Source organism: Embleya sp. NBC_00896 (assembly GCF_045207785.1).
In the GTDB taxonomy this organism is placed as follows: domain Bacteria; phylum Actinomycetota; class Actinomycetes; order Streptomycetales; family Streptomycetaceae; genus Embleya.
This window is the reverse complement of sequence record NZ_CP108776.1, coordinates 2,043,295-2,063,021: the sequence shown is the minus strand read 5'-3', so window position 1 is coordinate 2,063,021 and position 19,727 is coordinate 2,043,295. Positions and strand designations below refer to the sequence as shown.

16 protein-coding genes are annotated in these 19,727 nt (G+C 72.2%); 10 read left to right on the top strand and 6 right to left on the bottom strand.

The window, feature by feature from the left end:
• Positions 1-27 precede the first annotated feature (27 nt).
• From OG928_RS09230 to OG928_RS09220, 3 genes are all read left to right on the top strand, one after another.
• Positions 28-2,760: a GNAT family N-acetyltransferase gene (locus tag OG928_RS09230; RefSeq protein WP_406281469.1), complete on the top strand. Its 2,733-nt coding sequence runs from the start codon at positions 28-30 to the stop codon at positions 2,758-2,760.
• 755 nt (positions 2,761-3,515) lie between these two features.
• A complete protein-coding gene (locus OG928_RS09225; RefSeq protein WP_161365428.1) occupies positions 3,516-4,103 on the top strand; it encodes a DUF5998 family protein in 588 nt (195 codons plus the stop codon).
• Positions 4,100-5,266 carry an alkaline phosphatase family protein gene (locus OG928_RS09220; RefSeq protein ID WP_406281465.1) on the top strand — a complete coding sequence of 389 codons (1,167 nt, stop codon included), beginning with the start codon at positions 4,100-4,102 and terminating at the stop codon, positions 5,264-5,266. Before OG928_RS09225 ends, OG928_RS09220 begins: the two co-directional genes overlap by 4 nt.
• A 396-nt stretch (positions 5,267-5,662) precedes the next feature.
• Here the strand turns inward: OG928_RS09220 and OG928_RS09215 are convergent, their stop codons facing one another.
• On the bottom strand, positions 5,663-6,442 hold the full coding sequence (locus OG928_RS09215; RefSeq protein WP_406281462.1) for a VOC family protein: 780 nt from the start codon (positions 6,440-6,442) through the stop codon (positions 5,663-5,665).
• Between the two features lie 109 nt (positions 6,443-6,551).
• Between OG928_RS09215 and OG928_RS09210 the strand changes: the two genes are divergently transcribed.
• Complete coding sequence (locus OG928_RS09210) at positions 6,552-7,394, top strand: sulfurtransferase (RefSeq protein WP_406281460.1); 843 nt, start codon at positions 6,552-6,554, stop codon at positions 7,392-7,394.
• A 72-nt stretch (positions 7,395-7,466) separates the two neighbouring features.
• On the opposite strand, the gene sepH is transcribed toward OG928_RS09210, so the two are convergent.
• Positions 7,467-8,600, bottom strand: coding sequence for a septation protein SepH (gene sepH / locus OG928_RS09205; protein ID WP_406281457.1), 1,134 nt, complete (start codon positions 8,598-8,600; stop codon positions 7,467-7,469).
• Positions 8,601-9,078: 478 nt separating this feature from the next.
• Here sepH and OG928_RS09200 point away from each other — a divergent pair, with 478 nt between their 5' ends.
• A complete protein-coding gene (locus OG928_RS09200) occupies positions 9,079-9,978 on the top strand; it encodes a hypothetical protein (protein WP_406281454.1) in 900 nt (299 codons plus the stop codon).
• A 10-nt stretch (positions 9,979-9,988) separates the two neighbouring features.
• Here the strand turns inward: OG928_RS09200 and OG928_RS09195 are convergent, their stop codons facing one another.
• Positions 9,989-11,317: a D-arabinono-1,4-lactone oxidase gene (locus OG928_RS09195; protein ID WP_406281451.1), complete on the bottom strand. Its 1,329-nt coding sequence runs from the start codon at positions 11,315-11,317 to the stop codon at positions 9,989-9,991.
• A gap of 152 nt (positions 11,318-11,469) precedes the next feature.
• Here OG928_RS09195 and OG928_RS09190 point away from each other — a divergent pair, with 152 nt between their 5' ends.
• Together OG928_RS09190 and OG928_RS09185 are read left to right on the top strand one after the other, a co-directional pair.
• Positions 11,470-12,624 (top strand): ferrochelatase, encoded by a 1,155-nt coding sequence (locus OG928_RS09190; RefSeq protein WP_406281448.1) that lies wholly within the window; start codon positions 11,470-11,472, stop codon positions 12,622-12,624.
• Positions 12,621-13,412: an inositol monophosphatase family protein gene (locus tag OG928_RS09185; protein ID WP_406281445.1), complete on the top strand. Its 792-nt coding sequence runs from the start codon at positions 12,621-12,623 to the stop codon at positions 13,410-13,412. Before OG928_RS09190 ends, OG928_RS09185 begins: the two co-directional genes overlap by 4 nt.
• A 138-nt stretch (positions 13,413-13,550) precedes the next feature.
• Here the strand turns inward: OG928_RS09185 and OG928_RS09180 are convergent, their stop codons facing one another.
• Complete coding sequence (locus OG928_RS09180; protein ID WP_020555845.1) at positions 13,551-13,724, bottom strand: hypothetical protein; 174 nt, start codon at positions 13,722-13,724, stop codon at positions 13,551-13,553.
• Positions 13,725-14,065: 341 nt separating this feature from the next.
• Between OG928_RS09180 and OG928_RS09175 the strand changes: the two genes are divergently transcribed.
• From OG928_RS09175 to OG928_RS09165, 3 genes are all read left to right on the top strand, one after another.
• Positions 14,066-14,719, top strand: coding sequence for a response regulator transcription factor (locus OG928_RS09175; RefSeq protein ID WP_406281442.1), 654 nt, complete (start codon positions 14,066-14,068; stop codon positions 14,717-14,719).
• Between the two features lie 8 nt (positions 14,720-14,727).
• Positions 14,728-16,257, top strand: a complete 1,530-nt coding sequence (locus OG928_RS09170; RefSeq protein WP_406281439.1) for a sensor histidine kinase — start codon at positions 14,728-14,730, stop codon at positions 16,255-16,257.
• A gap of 255 nt (positions 16,258-16,512) precedes the next feature.
• Entirely contained in the window at positions 16,513-17,463 is a 951-nt protein-coding gene (locus OG928_RS09165; protein WP_406281436.1) for an acyl-ACP desaturase, read from the top strand.
• A gap of 69 nt (positions 17,464-17,532) precedes the next feature.
• On the opposite strand, the gene OG928_RS09160 is transcribed toward OG928_RS09165, so the two are convergent.
• Together OG928_RS09160 and OG928_RS09155 are read right to left on the bottom strand one after the other, a co-directional pair.
• Entirely contained in the window at positions 17,533-18,729 is a 1,197-nt protein-coding gene (locus OG928_RS09160; RefSeq protein ID WP_406281433.1) for an ABC transporter permease, read from the bottom strand.
• Positions 18,726-19,631: an ABC transporter ATP-binding protein gene (locus tag OG928_RS09155; protein WP_406281430.1), complete on the bottom strand. Its 906-nt coding sequence runs from the start codon at positions 19,629-19,631 to the stop codon at positions 18,726-18,728. Before OG928_RS09155 ends, OG928_RS09160 begins: the two co-directional genes overlap by 4 nt.
• Between the last annotated feature and the right edge of the window lie 96 nt (positions 19,632-19,727).

Here is a 19,727-nt window from a genome sequence, read left to right as displayed (position 1 = left end):
CCGGTCGCACCGACTAGCCTCGCAAACGTGGAGCCCACCCAGAGCGCAGGTCCGCCGCCGAAGCCCCCCGAGCACTGGGAGGCCGATGTCGTGTTGCGCGACGGAGCGACCGCCCATGTGCGCCCCGTCGGCCCCGACGACGCAGGTCGGCTCGTCGACTTCTACGCGCGGGTCTCGGCCGAATCGAAGTACCTGCGCTTCTTCACGCCCTACCCCCGCCTGTCCGAGCGCGACGTCCGGCACTTCACCACGCACGACTGGGTGGACCGGGTCGGCCTCGGCCTGTTCGTCGGCGACGGGATGGTCGCCATCGTGCGCTACGACCGGATCGGCCCGGACGGGCGCGCGGTCCGCACCGGCCCGCAGGGCCGCTCCTCGACCGCCGAGGTCGCCTTCCTGGTGCAGGACGACCAGCAGGGGCGCGGTGTCGCGTCGGTCCTGCTCGAACACATCGCCGCCGTCGCGCGCGAACGCGGCATCCGCCGCTTCGTGGCCGACGTGCTGCCCTCGAACCGGCGCATGGTCACCGTGTTCACCGAGGCCGGGTACACCCAGCAGTCCGCGTTCGAGGACGGCGTGGTCCGGCTCACGCTCGAACTCGCGCCCACGGAGACCTCGCTCGGGGTGATGCTCGCGCGCGAGCACCGCGCCGAGTCCCGCTCGATCCAACGCCTGCTGACCCCGCGCTCGGTCGCCGTGATCGGCGCGAGCCGACACCCGTCCACGGTCGGCAACACGCTCCTGGCGAACCTGCTCGAAGCCGGCTTCACCGGCGAGGTGTACGCGGTCAACCCCAAGGCCGGCAACGAACCGATCGACGGTGTGCCCACCTACGCGTCGGTGCTCGACGTCCCCGGGGGAGTGGACCTCGCGCTCGTCGCGGTCCCCGCCGACGCCGTCCAGGACGTGGTCGAACAGTGCGGCCGCAAGGGCGTGCGCGGCCTGGTCGTGGTCTCCTCCGGCTTCGCCGAGACGGGACCCGAGGGCCGCGAACGGCAACGCCGCCTGGTCCGCGCCGCGCGCCGGCGCGGGATGCGCGTGATCGGGCCCAACTGCCTGGGCATCCTCAACACCGACCCGGCCCTGCTGGTGAACGCGAGCCTGTCCCCGAGGATGCCGCGCCGCGGCCGGGTCGGGATGTTCGCGCAGTCCGGCGCCCTCGGCATCGCGATCCTGGAATCCACGGTCGGTCGCGGCATCGGGCTCTCCACGTTCGTCTCCGCCGGCAACCGCGCCGACGTCTCCGGCAACGACCTCCTCCAATACTGGGAGGACGACCCCGCCACCGACGTCGTCCTGCTCCACCTCGAGTCGATCGGCAACCCGCGCAAGTTCACCCGCCTCGCCCGCCGGGTCTCCCGCGCCAAGCCGGTCGTCGCGGTCAAGTCGGGCCGACACAGCCAGGGCGTACCGCTCGGCCACGTCACGCGCGCCCTGACCCTGCCCGACTCGGCCGTCGACGCGCTGTTTCGGCAAGCCGGCGTGATCCGCGTCCCCACGGTCGCCGAGCTCTTCGACGTCGGCCAACTGCTCGCCTACCAACCGCTGCCCGCCGGCGACCGGATCGCGATCATCGGCAACTCCGACTCGCTCGGCCTGCTCACCCAGGACGCGTGCGCCAGCGCGGGCCTGAACCCGCTGCGCCCGGTCGACCTGACCACGTCCGCGACCCCCGACGACTTCCGCGAGGCACTCGCCGACGCGCTCGCCTCGGCCGAGACGGACGCGGTGATCACCGTGTTCATCCCGCCGCTGACCACCTCCGGCGACGAGGTCGCGAGCGCGATCGCGGAGATGGCCGGGCACGCGGCCGAGATCGGCAAGCCGCTGCTGACCACCTACCTCGCGCACGAGGGTCTGCCCACCCAGCTGCGCCGGCTCGACGCCGACGGCGTCCCCGCGTTCGGCTCGGTGCCCTCCTACCCCGCCCCCGAGAACGCGGTCCGCGCGCTCGCCGAGGTGGTGCGGTACGCCGCGTGGCGGCGGCGGCCGACCGGACGGGTGCCCGAGCACCCGGGGGTACGCACCGAACAGGCCCGCGCCCTGGTCCGGGCCCGACTCGGCGCCGCCGACGCGGCCGGGCTCTCCCCGGCGGACGCGGCCGACCTGCTGGACTGCTACGGCATCCGGCTGCTGCCGGCCGTGCGGGTGGACAGCGAGGACGCGGCGGTGCGCGCCGCGGCGGACCTGGGCTACCCGGTCGCGCTCAAGACCATCGCCGAACACCTGCGGCACCGCGTGGACATCGACGGCGTCCGCCTGGACATCGGCGCCGAGGCGGGCCTGCGCCGGGTCTTCCGCGAACTGACCACCCGCCTGGGCGGCCCGGACCAGGCCCGCCTGGTGGTCCAGCGGATGGCACCGCACGGCATCGCGACCGTCCTGGGCCTGACCTACGACGAGTCCTTCGGCGCCGTCCTGTCCTTCGGCCTGGCCGGCCCCGCCACCGAACTCCTGGGCGACGTGGCCCACCGCCTGGTCCCCGCCACCGACCAGGACGTCGCCGACCTGGTCCGGGAGGTCCGAGCCTCCCCCATGCTGTTCGGCCACCGAGGCGCCCGCCCGGTGGACGTGCCGGCCCTGGAGGACCTCCTCCTGCGCCTCTCCCGCCTGGCCGACGACCTCCCCCAGGTCACCTCGATAGAACTCAACCCGGTCATCACCGCCACGGAAGGCGCCTACGTCCTGGGCGCCCAGGTCCGCCTGTCGAAACCCCCCGCCCGAACGGACATGGGCCCCAGGTCCCTTCCCCGCGCATAACCCGACCCGCCCGCGCCCGCCCCGAAGCCCCACCCAGGCGCGTCAGCGCCCACCGACGACCCCACGCTCGTGATCGACGAGCGCAGCGAGGAAAGCGGCGGAGCCGCAAGGCAAGACGTCGGTGACCCGGAACGAAGTGGAGGGGCACCGACGTCACGAGCGAGGCGCCGTTTTTTCTCGGAGGAGCGCAGCGGAGGAGAGAAAAAGCGGCGCCTCGCGAGCCGGCGGCGAAGCCGCCCAAAAAAACCGCCGCCGCACCCCCATGCCACCCCGAGCTGTGGCACGCAAGTACGACGGCGGCTCCGGTCCGAACCCGCGCGGCACGCCCCTCCGCGCCGACCCTCCACATGGCTGCGCATTCATACCGCTCGACGCGTCCGGACCAAGCCGCCTCGCGCCGGTCGTTTCCCCGAGTGTCCCCGGCGGCGAGGCCGCGTCACCCGTTCCCCCGCACGAGGGCCCGAGTGTCGTGAGAGATCCGCCGGTGCCACCGTCTTCACGGCGCGTCCCTGTTGCGCCGGCCGGGTCCCTCGAGAGACCAGTCAACCCGGTCGACGGCACGCGGGGGAGGGCGCACGGAAGGCGCACGGTGGCGATCCGTAGTCGACGCATCCACAGTGCGCATCCAGCTCACCCGTTCGGGTCTGTCATTACATCGACAAACCGTCACCTTTTTACAACGGCATGTGCGCAACCCGGTCTTCGGACGGGGCGGATGGCGCACGTGTGCCCCCGGAGGTGCCAGGATGGGGGGTATGGCTAAGACCACCACCTCGACCCAGGGGCTGCGCACGGCCATCGAGCGCAGCGGTTACTACCCGAGCCTCGTTGCCGACGCGGTCGAGTCCACGATCGGCACCGAGCCGGTCGACGCATTCCTGGTACACCAGGAGACCACGTTCGATTCCAACGAGGTCCGCCGCCACATCACCGTTCTGGTGCTCACGCCAGGCCGCTTTCTGGTCAGCCACACGGATGAACACGCACCGGACGACACGTCGCCGACTCCCTACGCGACCACGTCCACCGAGACCGTGCGCATCGACCGCCTCGAGTCGGTCGTGGTCAGCCGCGTCGTGGGCAACCCCGCCGAATACGTTCCGGGTGCCCCGCCGCGCGAGGCCGTGCTCACCATCGGGTGGGGCGCGGTCGGCCGGATCGACCTGGAGCCGGCCGGCTGTGCCGACCCCAACTGTGAGGTCGACCACGGCTACACCGGTTCGCTGACCGCCGACGACCTCTCGCTGCGCGTCAGCGAGGCGGCCGACGGCCCCGAAGCCGTGGAGCGCACCCTCACGTTCGCCCGTGCGCTGTCCGAGGCCGTGGCCGGCATCAACCAGTGAGCGCTTCCGTCTGGCTCGACGAACAACCCCCGGTCCCGTTGCCTCGCTACGGGACCGGGGCGCTGTCCGACCTCATGCCCTCCATAGCCGCCTCCCTCGGCATGCCGGGGGAGCAGAACCCGCTCGGCCTCGCGCCCGCGCGCGCCGCGTGCGTGTTCCTGATCGACGGCCTGGGGTGGGAGCTGCTCCGGGCCCACCCGACCGAGGCGCCCTACCTGCACTCGCTGCTGGGGACGTCCTTCGCCGGCAGCGGCCTGCCGCTCACCGCCGGCTTCCCGGCGACCACGGCGACCAGCCTCGCCTCCTTCGGCACCGGGCTCACCCCCGGCGTACACGGCCTGGTCGGCTACTCGGTCGCCGTTCCCGGCGAGAACCGCCTGATGAACCAGCTCCGTTGGGTCGCCGACGTCCCTCCGCGCGCCTGGCAGCCGTACCCGAGCGTCCTCGAACGCGCCGCCGCGGCCGGCATCACCGTCGCGCAGGTCAACGACCGGATCTTCGAACACACCCCGCTCACCAAGGCCGTGCTCGCCGGCGGGCGCTACGTCGGCGCCGAGTTCGGCGAGCCGCGCGTCAAGGGTGTGCTCAAGCAACTCGCGCGGCCCGGACCCGTCCTCGTGTACACGTACGCCAGCGAACTCGACCGGTGCGGCCACGGCATGGGCGTCGACTCGCCCGAGTGGCGCGCCGAGTTGCGCCGGATCGACGGCGTCGTGCGCGCGCTGGCCGAAGGACTGCCCGCCGACTCGGTCCTGTACGTGACCGCCGACCACGGCATGGTGGACGTCGCCCCCGAACACCGGATCGACGTGGACGCCGATCCCGGCCTGTCCGCCGGCGTCGCGCTGCTCGGCGGCGAGGCCCGTGCCCGGCACGTCTACACGCGCCCGGGCGCGACCAAGGACGTGTACGCGATCTGGGACGACATGCTCGGCGACCAGATGTGGGTGCTCACCCGCGACGAGGCGATCGAGGCCGGCTGGTTCGGGCCGGTCGTCGAGGACCGGGTCCGCGAGCGGATCGGCGACATCGTCGCGGCGGCCTTCGGCGACGTCGCGGTCGTGGCCTCCCGACGCGAGCCCGGGGAGTCCCGTCTCACCGGCGTACACGGCTCGTTGACCGCGGCCGAGCAACTCGTACCGCTGCTCGAGGTCCGCGCCTGATCGGCGCGGGAACGGAAAACGGAAACAGCGAAAACGGCGGAGGGGCGGTCTCCCGATCGGGAGACCGCCCCTCCGCCGTGCCGCGGCCCGTCTCAGGCCTGGTTGCGCTTCTTCGACACGACGAGCGTGGCGACGCCGGCGATGGCGGCGAGCGACAGAACGATCTTGAACAGCTTGCCCATGGAATGGACCCCCTCGATGGTCGGGACGAAGATGCGTCTCCCGACCGGGGATGGTGGCCGCGGGCGACGTGATCCCGTGTGTACGTAGGCGCACGGATCCCGCCGATCCCGGACCCCGTTTCCGGACGGGAGCCCGTCACGCCCGACTCTACGTCACCCGTTTGCCTGAGGGGTGCGCCGGTTTCGGTCGGCGTGGCGAGCCGCTCCGCACCGGCTATTGCGAGCCGTCGGGATCCGACGCGACCGCGATCACGTTGAACAGCGCGCCCTGCGGGTCCTGTACGGCGGCCACTCGGCCGTACGGGGACTCCTCCGGGCCGCGCAGGACCTCGCCGCCGAGACTGTCCACCCGGTCGACCGTCTCGTCCGCGTCGCCCACCGCGAAGTAGGTGGCCCAGTGCGGGGGCGGGCCGTCGGCGACGCCCGCGACGCCGCCGCGCAGGGTGCCCTCGACGTGGAAGGTCGCGTAGTCGAAGTCGGCGTCGGACATGTCCTCGTAGCCGAACCCGAACACCGCCGCGTAGAACCGCTTGGCCCGCGCGCTGTCGGGCGTGTACAGCTCGTTCCACACCACCGCGCCGGGTTCGTCGACCACGCCCGCGCCGTTGTGGTCGCCGGCCTGCCACACGCCGAAGACGCCGCCCGTGGGGTCGGCGGCGACGGCCATCCGACCGAACGTCATGACGTCCATCGCCGGCGAGACCACCGTGCCGCCCGCCTCGGTGACCTTGCGCACGATCGCGTCGGCGTCGTCCGCCGCGAGGTAGGTGGTCCACGCCGGCGGGCCCTCCTGGCCGGGCATTCGCCCCATCATCCCGGCGACCGGGAGGCCGCGGAGCGTGCACGTCGTGTAGTGGCCCAACTCGGCCGGGCCGATCTCCCCTTCCCAGCCGAACAGCGCGCGGTAGAAGGCCAGTCCGGCCTCGACATCGGGTACACCCAGGTCCACCCAGCACGGCACACCGGTGGGATACCGCGAGGTCCACTCGCTCATCACTGCCTCCTCGGCAGACGGCGACAATTCGGGACGATACGCCATCGATGCTGCCATCGGGGTCCGACATGTGCTCGTCGGTCGCCGCCGCACGAGGCAGGATGCAGGCATGAGTTCCCTGATCTCCGCGGCCGACCTGGCCGCCGCCCTCGACCGCTCGTCGCCGCCGCTCCTCCTGGACGTTTCGTGGCTGCTCGGGGGCCCGCCCGGAATCGAGACCTACCGCGCCGGCCACATCCCCGGCGCGCGCTTCGTCGACCTCGCCAAGGACCTGGCGGGGCCGCGCACCCCGAGCGGGGCCGAGGGCCGGCATCCGCTGCCCGAGCCCGCCGCGTTCGGTGCGGCCATGCGGCGCCTGGGGGTCGGCCCGGGCACCGAGGTCGTCGTCTACGACTCGCGCAACAGCATCGCCGCGGCCCGCGCGTGGTGGCTGCTGCGCCACCACGGCCACGACCGCGTGCGGGTGCTCGACGGCGGCCTCGCGGCCTGGGCCGCGGCGGGCCTGCCGGTCACCGACGTCGAGCCCCCGCCCGCCGAGCCGGGCACGTTCATGCCGTGTCCGGGGATGCTGCCGAAGCTGGACGCGGACGAGGCGGTGGCGCTCGTCGAGAGCGGCGGGGTGCTGCTCGACGCGCGCGCCGCCGAGCGCTTCCGCGGCGAGACCGAGCCGATCGACGCGAAGGCCGGCCACATCCCCGGCGCGGTCAGCGCGCCCGCGACCGACTACCTGCGGGCCGACGGGCGCTTCCGCGAACCCGCCGAACTCAAGGAGCACTTCGCGGCGCTCGGCGCCGTGCACGGGGTGCGGGTGGGGGCGTACTGCGGCTCCGGCACCACCGCCGCGCACGAGGTGCTCGCGCTGTCCGTCGCGGGTGTGCCGGCCGCGCTGTACGCCGGTTCGTGGAGCGACTGGATCTCCGACCCGACGCGTCCGGTGGCCATCGGCGCCTGAGCACACGCGGGAGCCGAGGGCCCGGAGCGGGCCCTCGGCTCCCGTACGCACATCCGTATCCCCGCCGGTTCGTCAGTCCCGACGCTTGCGCCTGCTGCCGAACACGATCTCGTCCCAGCTCGGTACGGTCGCCCGGCGACCCGGTCGCACGCCGTCGGCCTCGGCCTGCCGGTCGGTGCTGCCGACCAGCCGTTCGCGGTGCGGACCGACCACGCCGCGCGGCACCAGCACGTTCTCGTACGCGCTGCCGGCGCCCGCCGCGGCGGCCGCGGGAGCCTGGGACTCCTCCTCCTCGAGCGGTTCGGGACGCTCGGGGCGCTCCACTCGCTCGACCCGTTCCACCCGCTCGGGTCGTTCGATCCGCTCGACGCGTTCCGCGCGTTCGATCCGTTCGGGGCGCTCGATGCTGCCCACGCGCGGGCGTTCGGCGAGCGCGGTCACGTCGATCCGCATCGGCCCGGGCGCGGCCTGCTGCGGCTGCTGCCGGTCCTCGCCGCGCAGTCCGGGCACCGCGTCGAGCAGGCTCGTGATCGCGTCGTCGTCGCTCTCGCGCGGGATCGTCGCCAGTCGCGGGCGGAACGGGAACGGGGTCTCGGACGCGGCCGGGTGCTCGCCGATCAGCGAACGGGCCTCGTCGTCGTTCGTGGTGACCAGGCGGCGGGGCGGGTCGAAGCTCCAGCTCGCGGAGCGCATCTCGCCGTCGGCGCGGTAGAGCAGCAGGATCTCCCAGCTGCCGTCGTCGCGCCGCCACGAGTCCCACTGCACGGACTCGGAGTCCGCGCCGCGCAGATGCAGTCGCTCGGTGACGATCTCGCCCAGCAGCGGTCCGGTGGTCTCGCCCTGCCGGCGGATCGGGGTCTTGCGCGCCCGCTCGGCCATGAAGGCACGCTCGGCGAGCACGGGGCCCTCGAAACGCCGCACGCGGTCCACCGGAATCCCGGCGAGCTGTGCGACCTCTTCCGCGGTGGCACCGGCCCTTATCCGGGCCTGGATGTCCCGCGGACGCAGCTGGCTCTCGACTTCGATCTCGATCTGGCCGAGCCTCGCGCGGTCGCCCCTGACGGCGGCACGGAGCCGTTCGTCGATGGGCAACATGTACTCAGTGCCGTCGGCAGCCTTCAGCACCAACCGTGTGCCGTCGTTGCTGACGGCCACGACACGCAGTTCGGGCATGGGGACCTCCCGGGTGGTGCCTGCCGACGTCACCTGCGTCGTTGCTCCCGCTACGAGTGTGACCTGCCCAGCCTCGGCATGGCCACAACCTGACCGAGTTGTCCGGCGTGTCGGATTTATTACCTGACTGGCCGAATTGCCTTGGTTACACCATTTCGGGTAGATACCGGGGCGGTGCCCCACCTCGACCTCTGCGGTCGGTCGCCTCCCCCTTCTCGCACAGGTCTTTCCGGAACCTGGCGTGAACAGTACTCCATTCGGGGGCTCTACCGGGACACACCGCGCCGCATCGGCGCGTCCCGTTCGGACGAGTCGTTTTCGGCCGTCCGGGGTGATGTCGATCACAAGATTGGGCCGATTGGAACGATCTCGATGGGCCATTCAGTCGTAACCAGGGTGAAGTCCTGTTTTTCATGATTAACAACCGTCCGTGGATAGACGCCCAGGGAAAGTGATGCCGGAAAGGCTCGAGAGTGAACGTCGCCGGATCGATGTCAACGCGGTACAAGTCGTGGGCAGTGCCCTGGCGGCCATCTCGTCGGCTTTCCTGCTTTCCACACTGGGAGTGGCCGGGACGGTGATCGGCGCCGCGCTCGCGAGCGTGGTCGCCACCGTCGGCAGCGCGGTGTACGTACACCTGGTCAAGCGCACCGGCGAGCAACTGCGCGACGTGCGGGCGACGCTGATCCCGGCACAGGAGGGCGGGCCGAGCCCCGACCCCACCGAGGTGCCCGGCAGGCCGACGGGGCCGGCCGACCGGCGGCCGGCGACCGACGAGACGGTCCTGCTGCCGGTCGGCGAATACGAGCGGTTCGACGTCGCCGGCGTCGTCGGGACCGGCGCCACGCGCGTGGGCGACACCGGGTCCTCGGCACAATCCGGCGGGCGCCGGGTCCGGCTCGGGCGCTCGCTCGTGGGGGCCGTGCTGGTGTTCGTCGTCGCCATGGGTGTGGTGACGCTCACCGAGACCGCGCTCGGCCGTTCGTTCGCGAGCCTGTTCGGGCACGGCGACAAGGGCGGCTCGACGATCTCGCACATCGTCGACGACAAGCCCGCCCGGCACGACACCCCGAAGCCGCCGACCGGTTCGACGCCGAGCCCGAGCGGCTCCGCCGAGCCGGGACACCGGGAGAGCCCCGGCACGGGGGACCAGGGCACATCCGGCGGGAACACCGGGGGCGAGGGCTCGACTCCGACCCCCTCGACCACGCCGTCCACCCGCCCGAGCGGCACCCCGTCCCCGGATCCGACCGGCTCGACGCCGCCCTCGACGACGCCCCCCTCGCCGCCCGCCGGCGGTTCGAGCGGCGAGAACGCCGGCGGCGCGAACCCGGGCGGCGGGGCCGGGGCGGGCGGCGCGGGCTCGGCGCAGGGCTCCGGCGCCGGCGCCGCGCGCGTGCCGGCGCCGTGAGTCAGGGCACTCAGTCGCCCAGGACGCGACGCAGGTAGTCGTTGCCGAAGCGGCGCTCCGGGTCCACCCGGTTCCGGAGCGCCGTGAAGTCGGCGAACCGCGGGTAGAGCTTCGCGAAGTAGTCCGCGTCGCGCGTGTGCATCTTGCCCCAGTGCGGGCGTCCGCCGTGCGCGACCATGATCTTCTCCACCTCGGTGAAGTACCGCTCGTGCGGCGTTCCCTTGTACATGTGCACCGCGATGTAGGCGGTGTCGCGTCCGTGGGCCGTGGACATCCACAGGTCGTCCGCGGGCGCCACGCGTACCTCGACGGGGAAGCTGATCGGCAGATCCGCGGCCTCGACGAAGGCGCGCACCTCGGCGAGGGCGGTGGTCGCGGCCTCGCGCGGCAGCGCGTACTCCATCTCGATGAAACGCACTCGGCGCGGAGACGTGAACACCTTGTGCGAGGTGTCGGAGTAGGTGCGCGCGGACAACGCGCGACTGGAGAGTCGGGCGATCGCGGGAACCGTCTTGGGAGCGGCCTTGCCTACCCGACACGCGAGCGCGAAAACACCGTTGGACAACAATTCGTCGTCCAGCAGGAAACGCGCCTTGGAAAGCGGTTTCGCGGGACCGTCGACACGGTTGTTCCGCTTCACGTTGCAGTTGTCGGTGTGCGGGAACCAATAGAACTCGAAATGCTCGTTGTCGGCGCACAACCTGTCGAAGTCCGCGAGTACCGCGTCGAGCTTCATCGGTTCCTCGCGCGCCTCGAGCAGGAAGCTCGGCTCCACCGCGAACGTCAGTGCCGTCACGACGCCCAGCGCGCCCAGGCCGACCCGGGCGCCCGCGAACAACTCGGCGTTCTCGGTCGCCGAGCAGGTGGTGATCTCGCCGTCCGCGAGCACGATCTCCATGCCCCGGATCTGCTGGGCGAGCGAGCCGGAGACCCGGCCGGTCCCGTGCGTGCCGGTGGAGGTCGCGCCCGCCAGGCTCTGCACCTGGATGTCGCCCATGTTGGTGAGCGCGAGACCGTACCCGGCGAGCAGCGCGTTGAACTCGCTGAGTCGCATCCCCGATCCCACCGTGATGGTCCCCGCGCTGCGGTCGAGCGCGTGCACCGCGGTCAGCCCCTCCGGGCGGATCTGCACGCCGTCGGTCACCGCGACCGACGTGAACGAGTGACCCGCGCCCACGGCCTTGACCGCGAGACCCTGCGCGGCGGCCCGGCGGACCGCGGCGGAGACCTCCTCGGCCGATCGCGGCGTGAGCACGGAGTGCGGACGCGAGGACTGGTTGCCGGTCCAGTTCCGCCAGGTGGGAGGCGTCTTGGAGACGGCGGGGGTGGCGCTGGTCAACGGGTTCCTCCTGGGTCGCCGTGGGATCTGGCGGACATTACTCGCCGGTCACGGGACCCGGAAGGGGTCGCGTGTGGATGGGCCGCAACTCACTCGTGCTGCGGCCCGTCCGGATGTGAGGGAGCGCGCGCCGCGATGCGAGGATCACAGGCATGCACGCGACACAGGCCCCCGACCCCCGACCGTTCGACGCGCTCCTGGTGCTCTCCTTCGGCGGCCCGGACGCCCCCGACGAGGTGCTCCCGTTCCTGGAGAACGTGACCACGGGACGCGGGGTGCCCCGCGAACGTCTCGAAGAGGCGGCCGGCCACTACCGACACTTCGGCGGCGCCAGCCCGATCAACGCGCAGAACCGCGCCCTGATCGCGGCGGTCGAGGCCGACTTCGCCGAGCGCGGCGTGCGGTTGCCGGTCTACTGGGGCAACCGCAACTGGCGCCCCTACCTGGCGGACACCGTGCGGCGGATGGCCGACGACGGGATCCGGCACGCGGCGGTCCTGGTGACCAGCGCCTACGCGTCCTACTCGGGCTGTGCGCAGTACCACGAGAACCTGCTCGCGGCCCGGGCCGAGGTCGGCGAGCGGGCGCCGGTGTTCGACAAGCTGCGGCACTTCTTCAACCACCCTGGCTTCGTCGAACCGCTCGTGGACCACGTCGTGACCGCCCTCGGCGAGCTGCCCGAGCGGGTCCGGGCGACCGCCCGGCTCGTGATGGTCACCCACTCGATCCCGACGGTGACCGCCCGCACGGCGGGTCCGGCCGGCGGCGCCTACGTCGCGCAGCACCGCGAGACCGCGCGCCTGGTCGCCGAGGGCGTCGCGCGCGCGCTCGGGCGCGAGCACGACTGGGACCTGGTGTACTCCAGCCGCAGCGGGCCGCCGCAGGTCCCGTGGCTGGAACCGGACGTGAACGACCACCTCGTGCGGCTGCGCGAGGACGAGGTGCCGGCGGTGGTGCTGGTGCCGATCGGGTTCCTGTCCGACCACATGGAGGTGGTCTACGACCTCGACGTCGAGGCCGCCGCGACGGCCGCGCGGATCGGGTTGCCGATCGCCCGGGCCGCGACCACCGGGGCCGATCCGCGGTTCGCCGCGGCCGTGCGCGAGCTGGTCCTGGAGCGGGCCGCGACCGCGCGCGGAGCGGCCGTGACACGGTGCGCGCTGGGCGGGCTGGGCGCCGCGCACGACGTGTGCCCGATCGGCTGCTGCCCCGACCCGCGCGCGCTGCGCGGCGACCCGGACGCGGCGGCGCGGGCGCCGCGCGGGGCGGCGCTGCTGGGCCACGCCGCCGGCAGGATGGCGCCATGACGATCGACACCGCGGAACTCCTGGCCATCGCCCGCGACGCGGCCCGGCACACCGGGGGCTTCCTGTTGCACGAGCGCCCCGCCGACCTCGGCGTCGCGGCGACCAAGAGCAGCCCCACCGACGTGGTCACCGAGATGGACACCGCCGCCGAGAAGCTGATCATCGAGCGGATCCGCACGCACCGTCCGAACGACGGCTTCCTCGGCGAGGAGGGCGAGGCGAGCGAGGGCACCAGCGGCGTGCGGTGGGTGATCGACCCGATCGACGGCACCGTGAACTACCTGTACGACCTGCCCGGTTGGTGCGTGTCGATCGCCGCCGAGACGGCCGAGGGCACGCTGATCGGCGTGGTCGAGGTGCCCGTGGTCGGCGAGACCTTCCACGCCGTGCGCGGCGGCGGCGCGTACCGCGACGGCAAGCCGATCCGCTGCCGCGCCGCGGTCGAGCCGGCGCGGGCGCTGATCGCGACCGGCTTCGCGTACACGGTCGAGCGGCGCACCCGGCAGGCCGCGGTGATCGCCGAGCTGCTGCCGCGCGTGCGCGACCTGCGCCGGGCCGGCTCGGCCGCGATCGACCTGTGCTCGGTGGCCGCGGGCCGCGTCGACGCGTACTACGAACGCGGCCTGAACCCGTGGGACGTGGCCGCCGGCGCGCTGATCGCCCGTGAGGCGGGCGCCGAGGTCGTCGAGGACCTGTGGCCCGAGGCGGACGGCTCGACCGTGTGCCTGGCCGCGCCCGCCGGGCTGCACGCCGAACTCGCGGGTGCCCTCGGCGCCCTGGGCGCGTAGCAGCGCTCCGCCCGCGTGGAACGGAGCGTGCGTGGGGCCCGGATCCGATGGATCCGGGCCCCACGCACGGTGGCCTGACAGCCGAACCCCCGGCGTCCACTGGGGACCTCGCCGGGGGAAGTGAGGAACTCGTGTGTCTCAGGCGCTCTCGGGCAGTACCCGAACGCCGTGCTCGGACGCCATCCGCAGGAGGTCGTCCAGCTCGGACTGCTCGACCTCGACGAGGAAATCGTCGCCGGTGTCACATGCCTGCTTCAGGGCCTGTTCGGTCTCACGTATGCGTCGCAGTACGCCGGCCGTGAATTCGTCCATAAGGCCGCCCCAATGTCACTCGTCGTCGCCGGTTTGGGTTGTCCTCCCCCCGTGCGGCGCCGGGGAAACCACCGATCCGCTGCCCTTTGGCGGCTGTCCCGATAGCGGCTTACCAGGACCTTCGTCGGAGAAACGGGGTGGTGTCGGACTTTCCCGGGCGTACCGGAATCCTTCCCTCCTTACCGGGGTGTCGTAACGTCCGCGACGCTGCGGAGTCGGCCGACGGTCGCGGCCGGCCCCGTCGGGACGCGTCGAGCCGCCCGGCTTACCGAGGCTTTACCGGGGTCCGAGGGAAGATGGACAGCGGATCCTTCCCATTCTTCGAGCAGGAGGCACAGCCGGTGCGGGTTCTCGTAGTCGAGGACGAGCAACTCCTGGCGGACGCGGTCGCGACCGGGTTGCGCCGGGAAGCCATGGCCGTCGACGTCGTGTACGACGGTGAGGCGGCGCTGGAGAGGATCGCCGTCAACGACTACGACGTGGTGGTCCTGGACCGCGACCTGCCGATCGTGCACGGTGACGACGTGTGCCGCGCGGTCGTGGAGACGGGCATCCCCATGCGGGTGTTGATGCTGACCGCCGCGGGCGACGTCAGCGACCGGGTCGAGGGCCTCGAACTGGGGGCCGACGACTACCTGCCCAAGCCCTTCGCGTTCAGCGAGCTGATCGCCCGGGTGCGCGCGCTCGGCCGGCGCGCGGTGGCGCCGCTGCCGCCGGTCCTGGAGCGGGCCGGCATCCGGCTCGACCCGAACCGGCGCGAGGTGTTGCGCGAGGGCGTGCCGGTGCACCTGTCGCCCAAGGAGTTCGCGGTGCTCGACGTGCTCATGCGCGCGGACGGCGCCGTGGTCTCGGCCGAGCAATTGCTCGAGAAGGCATGGGACGAGAACACCGACCCCTTCACCAACGTCGTGCGCGTCACCGTCATGACACTGCGCCGCAAGCTCGGCGAGCCGCCCGTCATCCTGACGGTGCCCGGCGCCGGTTATCGCATTTGAGGACCGCCATGAACGACCGCTCTCGGGCAGTCCCGGCGGAAGCCGGCAGCACACCCCCCATTGCCCAGGAGGCGTCGAAGGACGCGCGGACGGCCCCTGCCGCGGCCGAGCCGAGCCCCTCGACCCCCTCCTCGCCACCGCGGCCGGGCCGGCCGCCGCACTCGCCGCCCCGCCCCACCGCGCCGCCCAGGCCCAATCGCGAACCCGGGCGGGAGCCCGACCGCGAACCCGGTCGCGAGCCGGGTCGGGAGCCGGGTCGCGAACCCGACCGCGAGCCCGGCCGCGAGCCGCAGCGCCCGCCCGGCAGCGGCCGGCGGCTGATCCTGGGCCGCGACGCCGACGACGCGGCGGAGATGTCGCGCCTGTCGCGGATGGCCCCGTCGCAGATCCCGGCGCTGCTGCGGTCCACCATCAAGATGCGGCTGACCGCGCTGTACGGCGGGATGTTCCTGATCGCCGGCGTGCTGCTGCTCGGCACGGTCTATCTGCTGGTGCGGCAGAGCCTGATGGAGGGCCGGCTCCAGCTGACCCTCCAGCAGAACACCTTTCTGACCATCAACGGGCAGCCGATGACGCCCAAGCAGTTCGAGGACTGGCAGACCGTCCAGCAGATCCACCAGCGCGACGCCGCGCTCAACTCGCTGTTGCAGCAGTCGCTGCTCGCGCTGCTGCTGCTGTCGGTGGTCGCGTTCGGGTTCGGCTACGTGATGGCGGGTCGGGTGCTGCGGCCGTTGGAGCGGATCACCTCGATAGCGCGTGAGGTGGCCGGGTCCAACCTGCACCGGCGGATCGACCTGGACGGGCCGGACGACGAGTTCAAGGAGCTCGCGGACACCTTCGACGACATGCTCGACCGGCTGGACCGGTCGCTGGAGTCGCAACGAAAATTCGTCGCGAACGCGTCGCACGAGCTGCGCACGCCGCTCGCGATCAACCGCACGCTGCTCGAGGTCGCGTTGGGCGACCCGGAGGCGTCCGTGGAGCTCAAACAGCTCGGCAAGACCCTCCTGGCCACCAACGAGCGCAGCGAGGGCCTGATCGAGGGCCTGCTGCTGCTGGCCCGCAGCGACAACGAGCTGACCGAGCGCAAGCCGGTCGACCTCGCCGAGGTGGCCCGCCGCGCGGTGGACCAGACCGGCGCGGAGGCCGCCGAGCGCGGTGTGACGCTGCGCGACGACCTCGGCCCGGCCGTGCTCCAGGGCAACGGTGTGCTCCTGGAGCGGGTCGCGATGAACCTGATCCAGAACGCGGTGCGCTACAACCGGGCCGGGGGCACGGTCGACGTCTCGACCGCGACGAGCACCGGGGTCGCGGTGCTCACCGTGATCAACACCGGTCCCGTCGTGCCCGCCTACGAGGTGGACAACATGTTCGAGCCCTTCCGGCGGCTGCGGACCGAGCGCGTCGCCAGCGACAAGGGCGTCGGACTCGGGTTGTCCATCGTGCGCTCGATCGTGCGCGCCCACCGGGGCTGGATCGAGGTCGAGCCGCTCGAAGAGGGCGGACTGATGATGCGGATCGGCTTCGCGACGGGCTGACCCGGCCGGGGCCGCTCCCGTGGCCCTAGGGTCTGCCGACGTCCACGGGAGCGGCCCCGGTTCGGCCGGCCGGATCCGGTCGAGTCACTCGTACGTGTGTGCGAGAGTCGTGGATCACATTTCCGTCTGGGGGCGGAACCAACTTACGCTGTCGTAGGTTACGGAATCGTAGGGACGCGTCGTGCGGGCGATGCACAGCGTCGTCCTCCGTGTCTGCCGCTGTTCGACGTTGTCTGCCTACGCCCTGGAGTGCCCATGAATCTTCTCGCCCCCGCCCTCACCGGTGAGCACCTGCTCCGCGAGCTGGAGCAGGTCGTCGCCGTCGAACTGGATCGCCACCTCGCCGTGGCGAAGGAGTGGTTCCCCCACGAGTACGTGCCGTGGGGTGCCGGTCGCGACTTCGACGGCGTGCTCGGCGGCGAGGCGTGGAAGCCGGAGGAGTCCGGTCTCACGGACGTCGGCCGGATAGCTCTTACGCTGAACCTGCTGACCGAGGACAACCTGCCCAGCTACCACTACGAGATCGCGGCGATGTTCGGCCGCGACGGCGCGTGGGGCACGTGGGTGCACCGCTGGACGGCCGAGGAGGGCCGGCACGGCATCGCGATCCGCGACTACCTGATGGCCGCCCGGGCCGTGGACCCCGTCGCGCTGGAGCGCTCGCGCATGGAGCACATGGAGGCGGGCTACCAGGGCGACCACATGGACAACCCGCTCCACGTCATCGCCTACGTGACGTTCCAGGAGCTGGCCACCCGGGTCTCGCACCGCAACTCGGGCCGCACCTGCGGCGACCCGATCGCCGAGCAACTGCTCGTGAAGGTCGCCACGGACGAGAACCTGCACATGGTCTTCTACCGCAACCTGCTCAAGGCCGCGTTCGAGATCGCCCCGGACCAGGCGATGCGCGCGGTGACCGAGATGGTCACCGACTTCCGGATGCCCGGCCACGGGATCAGCGGCTTCGAGCGCGCGGCGGCCAAGCTCGCGGTGGGCGGCGTGTACAACCTGCCGATCCACCAGAACGACGTGATCCTGCCGGTGCTGCGCCACCTCAAGATCATGGAGCGCACCGACCTCGGCCCGGACGGCGAGCAGGCCCGTGAGGAGCTCGCGCTGTTCCTGGGCGGCCTGGACACCCAGGCGAACCGCTTCGAGGAGCGCCGGCTGGCCCTGGAGGCCCGCAAGGCCGCCAACAAGCGCTGACCCGCCCCGCACACACGCGACGAGGCCCGCCGCCCCGGAGAGGGACGGCGGGCCTCGTCGTGCGATGGCTCAGCCCTTGCGGGCGGTCGAGCGCAACGACTCCATGAAGCCGACCGTGCCGCCCATCCGCAGCACGGCGTTCTCGTACGTCCGGGCCGCGAGCCGCACCAGCAGCACCAGCACGACCAGGGAGATCGCGAACGCCGCGAGGTTCTGCGGCACCGACGCCTCGTCGGCCGCGGTCAGCGTCGGCTGGAGCATCGCCGAGAACGGCGGTACATAGGCCAGGACCTGGGCGAGCGTGCCGCCGCTCTGCCCGAGGAAGAGCGCGACCAGGAAGGACGCGATCAGCAGCGACGTCATCGGCGTGATGACGTTCTGCAGGTCCTCCTGGCGGGACACCCGGGCCGCCGCGGCGGCGAACATGCACGCGTAGATCGCGTACCCGACCACGAACCACACCAGCACCAGGGCCACCGGATAGACCATCTCGCCGGTCAGCTCGATCGTGCCCATCGCGGTCGCCGCGGCCAGTCCCACCACCGCCGTGACCAGCATCTGGAGCAGGCCGAGCAGGCCGATCCCGAGGATCTTGCCGGTCAACAGCGCGCGGGCGGGAACCGTCGCGAGCAGGATCTCCACGATCCGGCTCGACTTCTCCTCGACCACGCCGCTGGCGACCCACATGCAGAACAGCATGAGCATGCCGTAGAGCACGAGGATGCCCACGAACGCGATGCCCTTGCGGGCGTCGCGCTGGTCGGCGTCCGGGTCCAGGGTCGTCTTGGGCATCGGTTGGATCGCCGAGGCCTGGTTCACCGCGCCCGGGTCGATGCCCTGCGCGCTCAGCCGGGTGTCCCGCTCCACGGTGGCCCACGAGCTCTGCAGGACGGCCGCCAGCGGGTCGCTCAGCTCGCTGTCGACCACGATCCGGCCGTCGTCCACGACGGCGTCCAGCTTGCCGTCCTCGAGCGCCTCGTCGGCCGCCGCGCGGTCGGCGATCGGCTTGACCCGCACGTCCACGTCGAGCAGCGTCGCCTGGCGCTGTGCGGTCTGCGCGAGCTGCGCCTGCTGGGGGCCCAGGAAGGCCACGTCGTACTTGTCCGAGTCGTTGCCGATCGCGGCCGGGATCGCGACCGCCGCGAGCAGGATCGCGAGCATGACGACCACGGAGATCTGAAAGCCCCGGTCGCGGATGCGCTCGGTGAACTCGCGCCGCGCGACGAGTCGAACGGCGGACCGATATGTGCTGCCGCCGGTGCTCACGCGCCGACCTCCGTCCCGTTGACGACCTCGCGGAAAAGCTCGGCGAGCGAGGGGGTGGCGGGCGCGAACGCGCGCACCCGGCCCGCCGCGCGGGCCGCGTCGAGCAGCCCCTGCTCGTTCGTCCCGGCGAGCAGTTCGACCAGGACCGCGTTCTCGTCCTCGGACAGCACCTTCAGGCCGGGCAGCTCGTCGGCCCAGTGCGCGCGGGCACCGTCGACGACCACGCGGTAGCGCACCGCGCGGCTGTCGCCGCGCAACTCGGCCACCGTGCCGGCGGCGTGCATACGCCCGTCCTTGATGATCCCGACCGCGTCGCACAGCGACTCGACCAGTTCGAGCTGATGGCTGGAGAACACCACCGAGGCCCCCGCCTCGACCCGCTCGCGCAGGACCCCGGCCATCACGTCGACCCCCACCGGGTCGAGCCCGGAGAACGGCTCGTCCAGGACGAGCAGCTCGGGCTCGTGGACGAGCGCGGCGGCCAGCTGGACGCGCTGCTGGTTGCCCAGGGACAGCGTCTCCAGACGATCCGCGGGCCCACCCGCGACCTGGAGCCGCTCCAGCCAGCGCGTGGCCGACGTCCGCGCGTCCGAACGGCTCATCCCGTGCAGCTCGGCGAGGTACACGAGCTGGTCCTGGATCCGCATCTTCGGATACAGGCCGCGCTCCTCCGGCATGTATCCCCACCGCCGGCGGATCGCCCGGTCGACCGGGCGGCCCTGCCAGCGGACCTCGCCCGCGTCGGTCGCCAGGACGCCGAGGGCTATCCGCATGGTGGTGGTCTTGCCGGCGCCGTTGGTGCCGACAAAACCGAACATTTGGCCCGGAGGAACGGTCAGGGAGAGGTCGCGCAGTACGACCTTCTCCCCGAACCGCTTGTCCAGGCCGGCTAGCTCAAGCACGAATCTCCCCGAATGTCGCCCCCGTGTTCGCACTTATATACGGGGCAACCCGTCGGTTCAAACGAACCCCGACGTGTGCGATCCGACACACCCGGA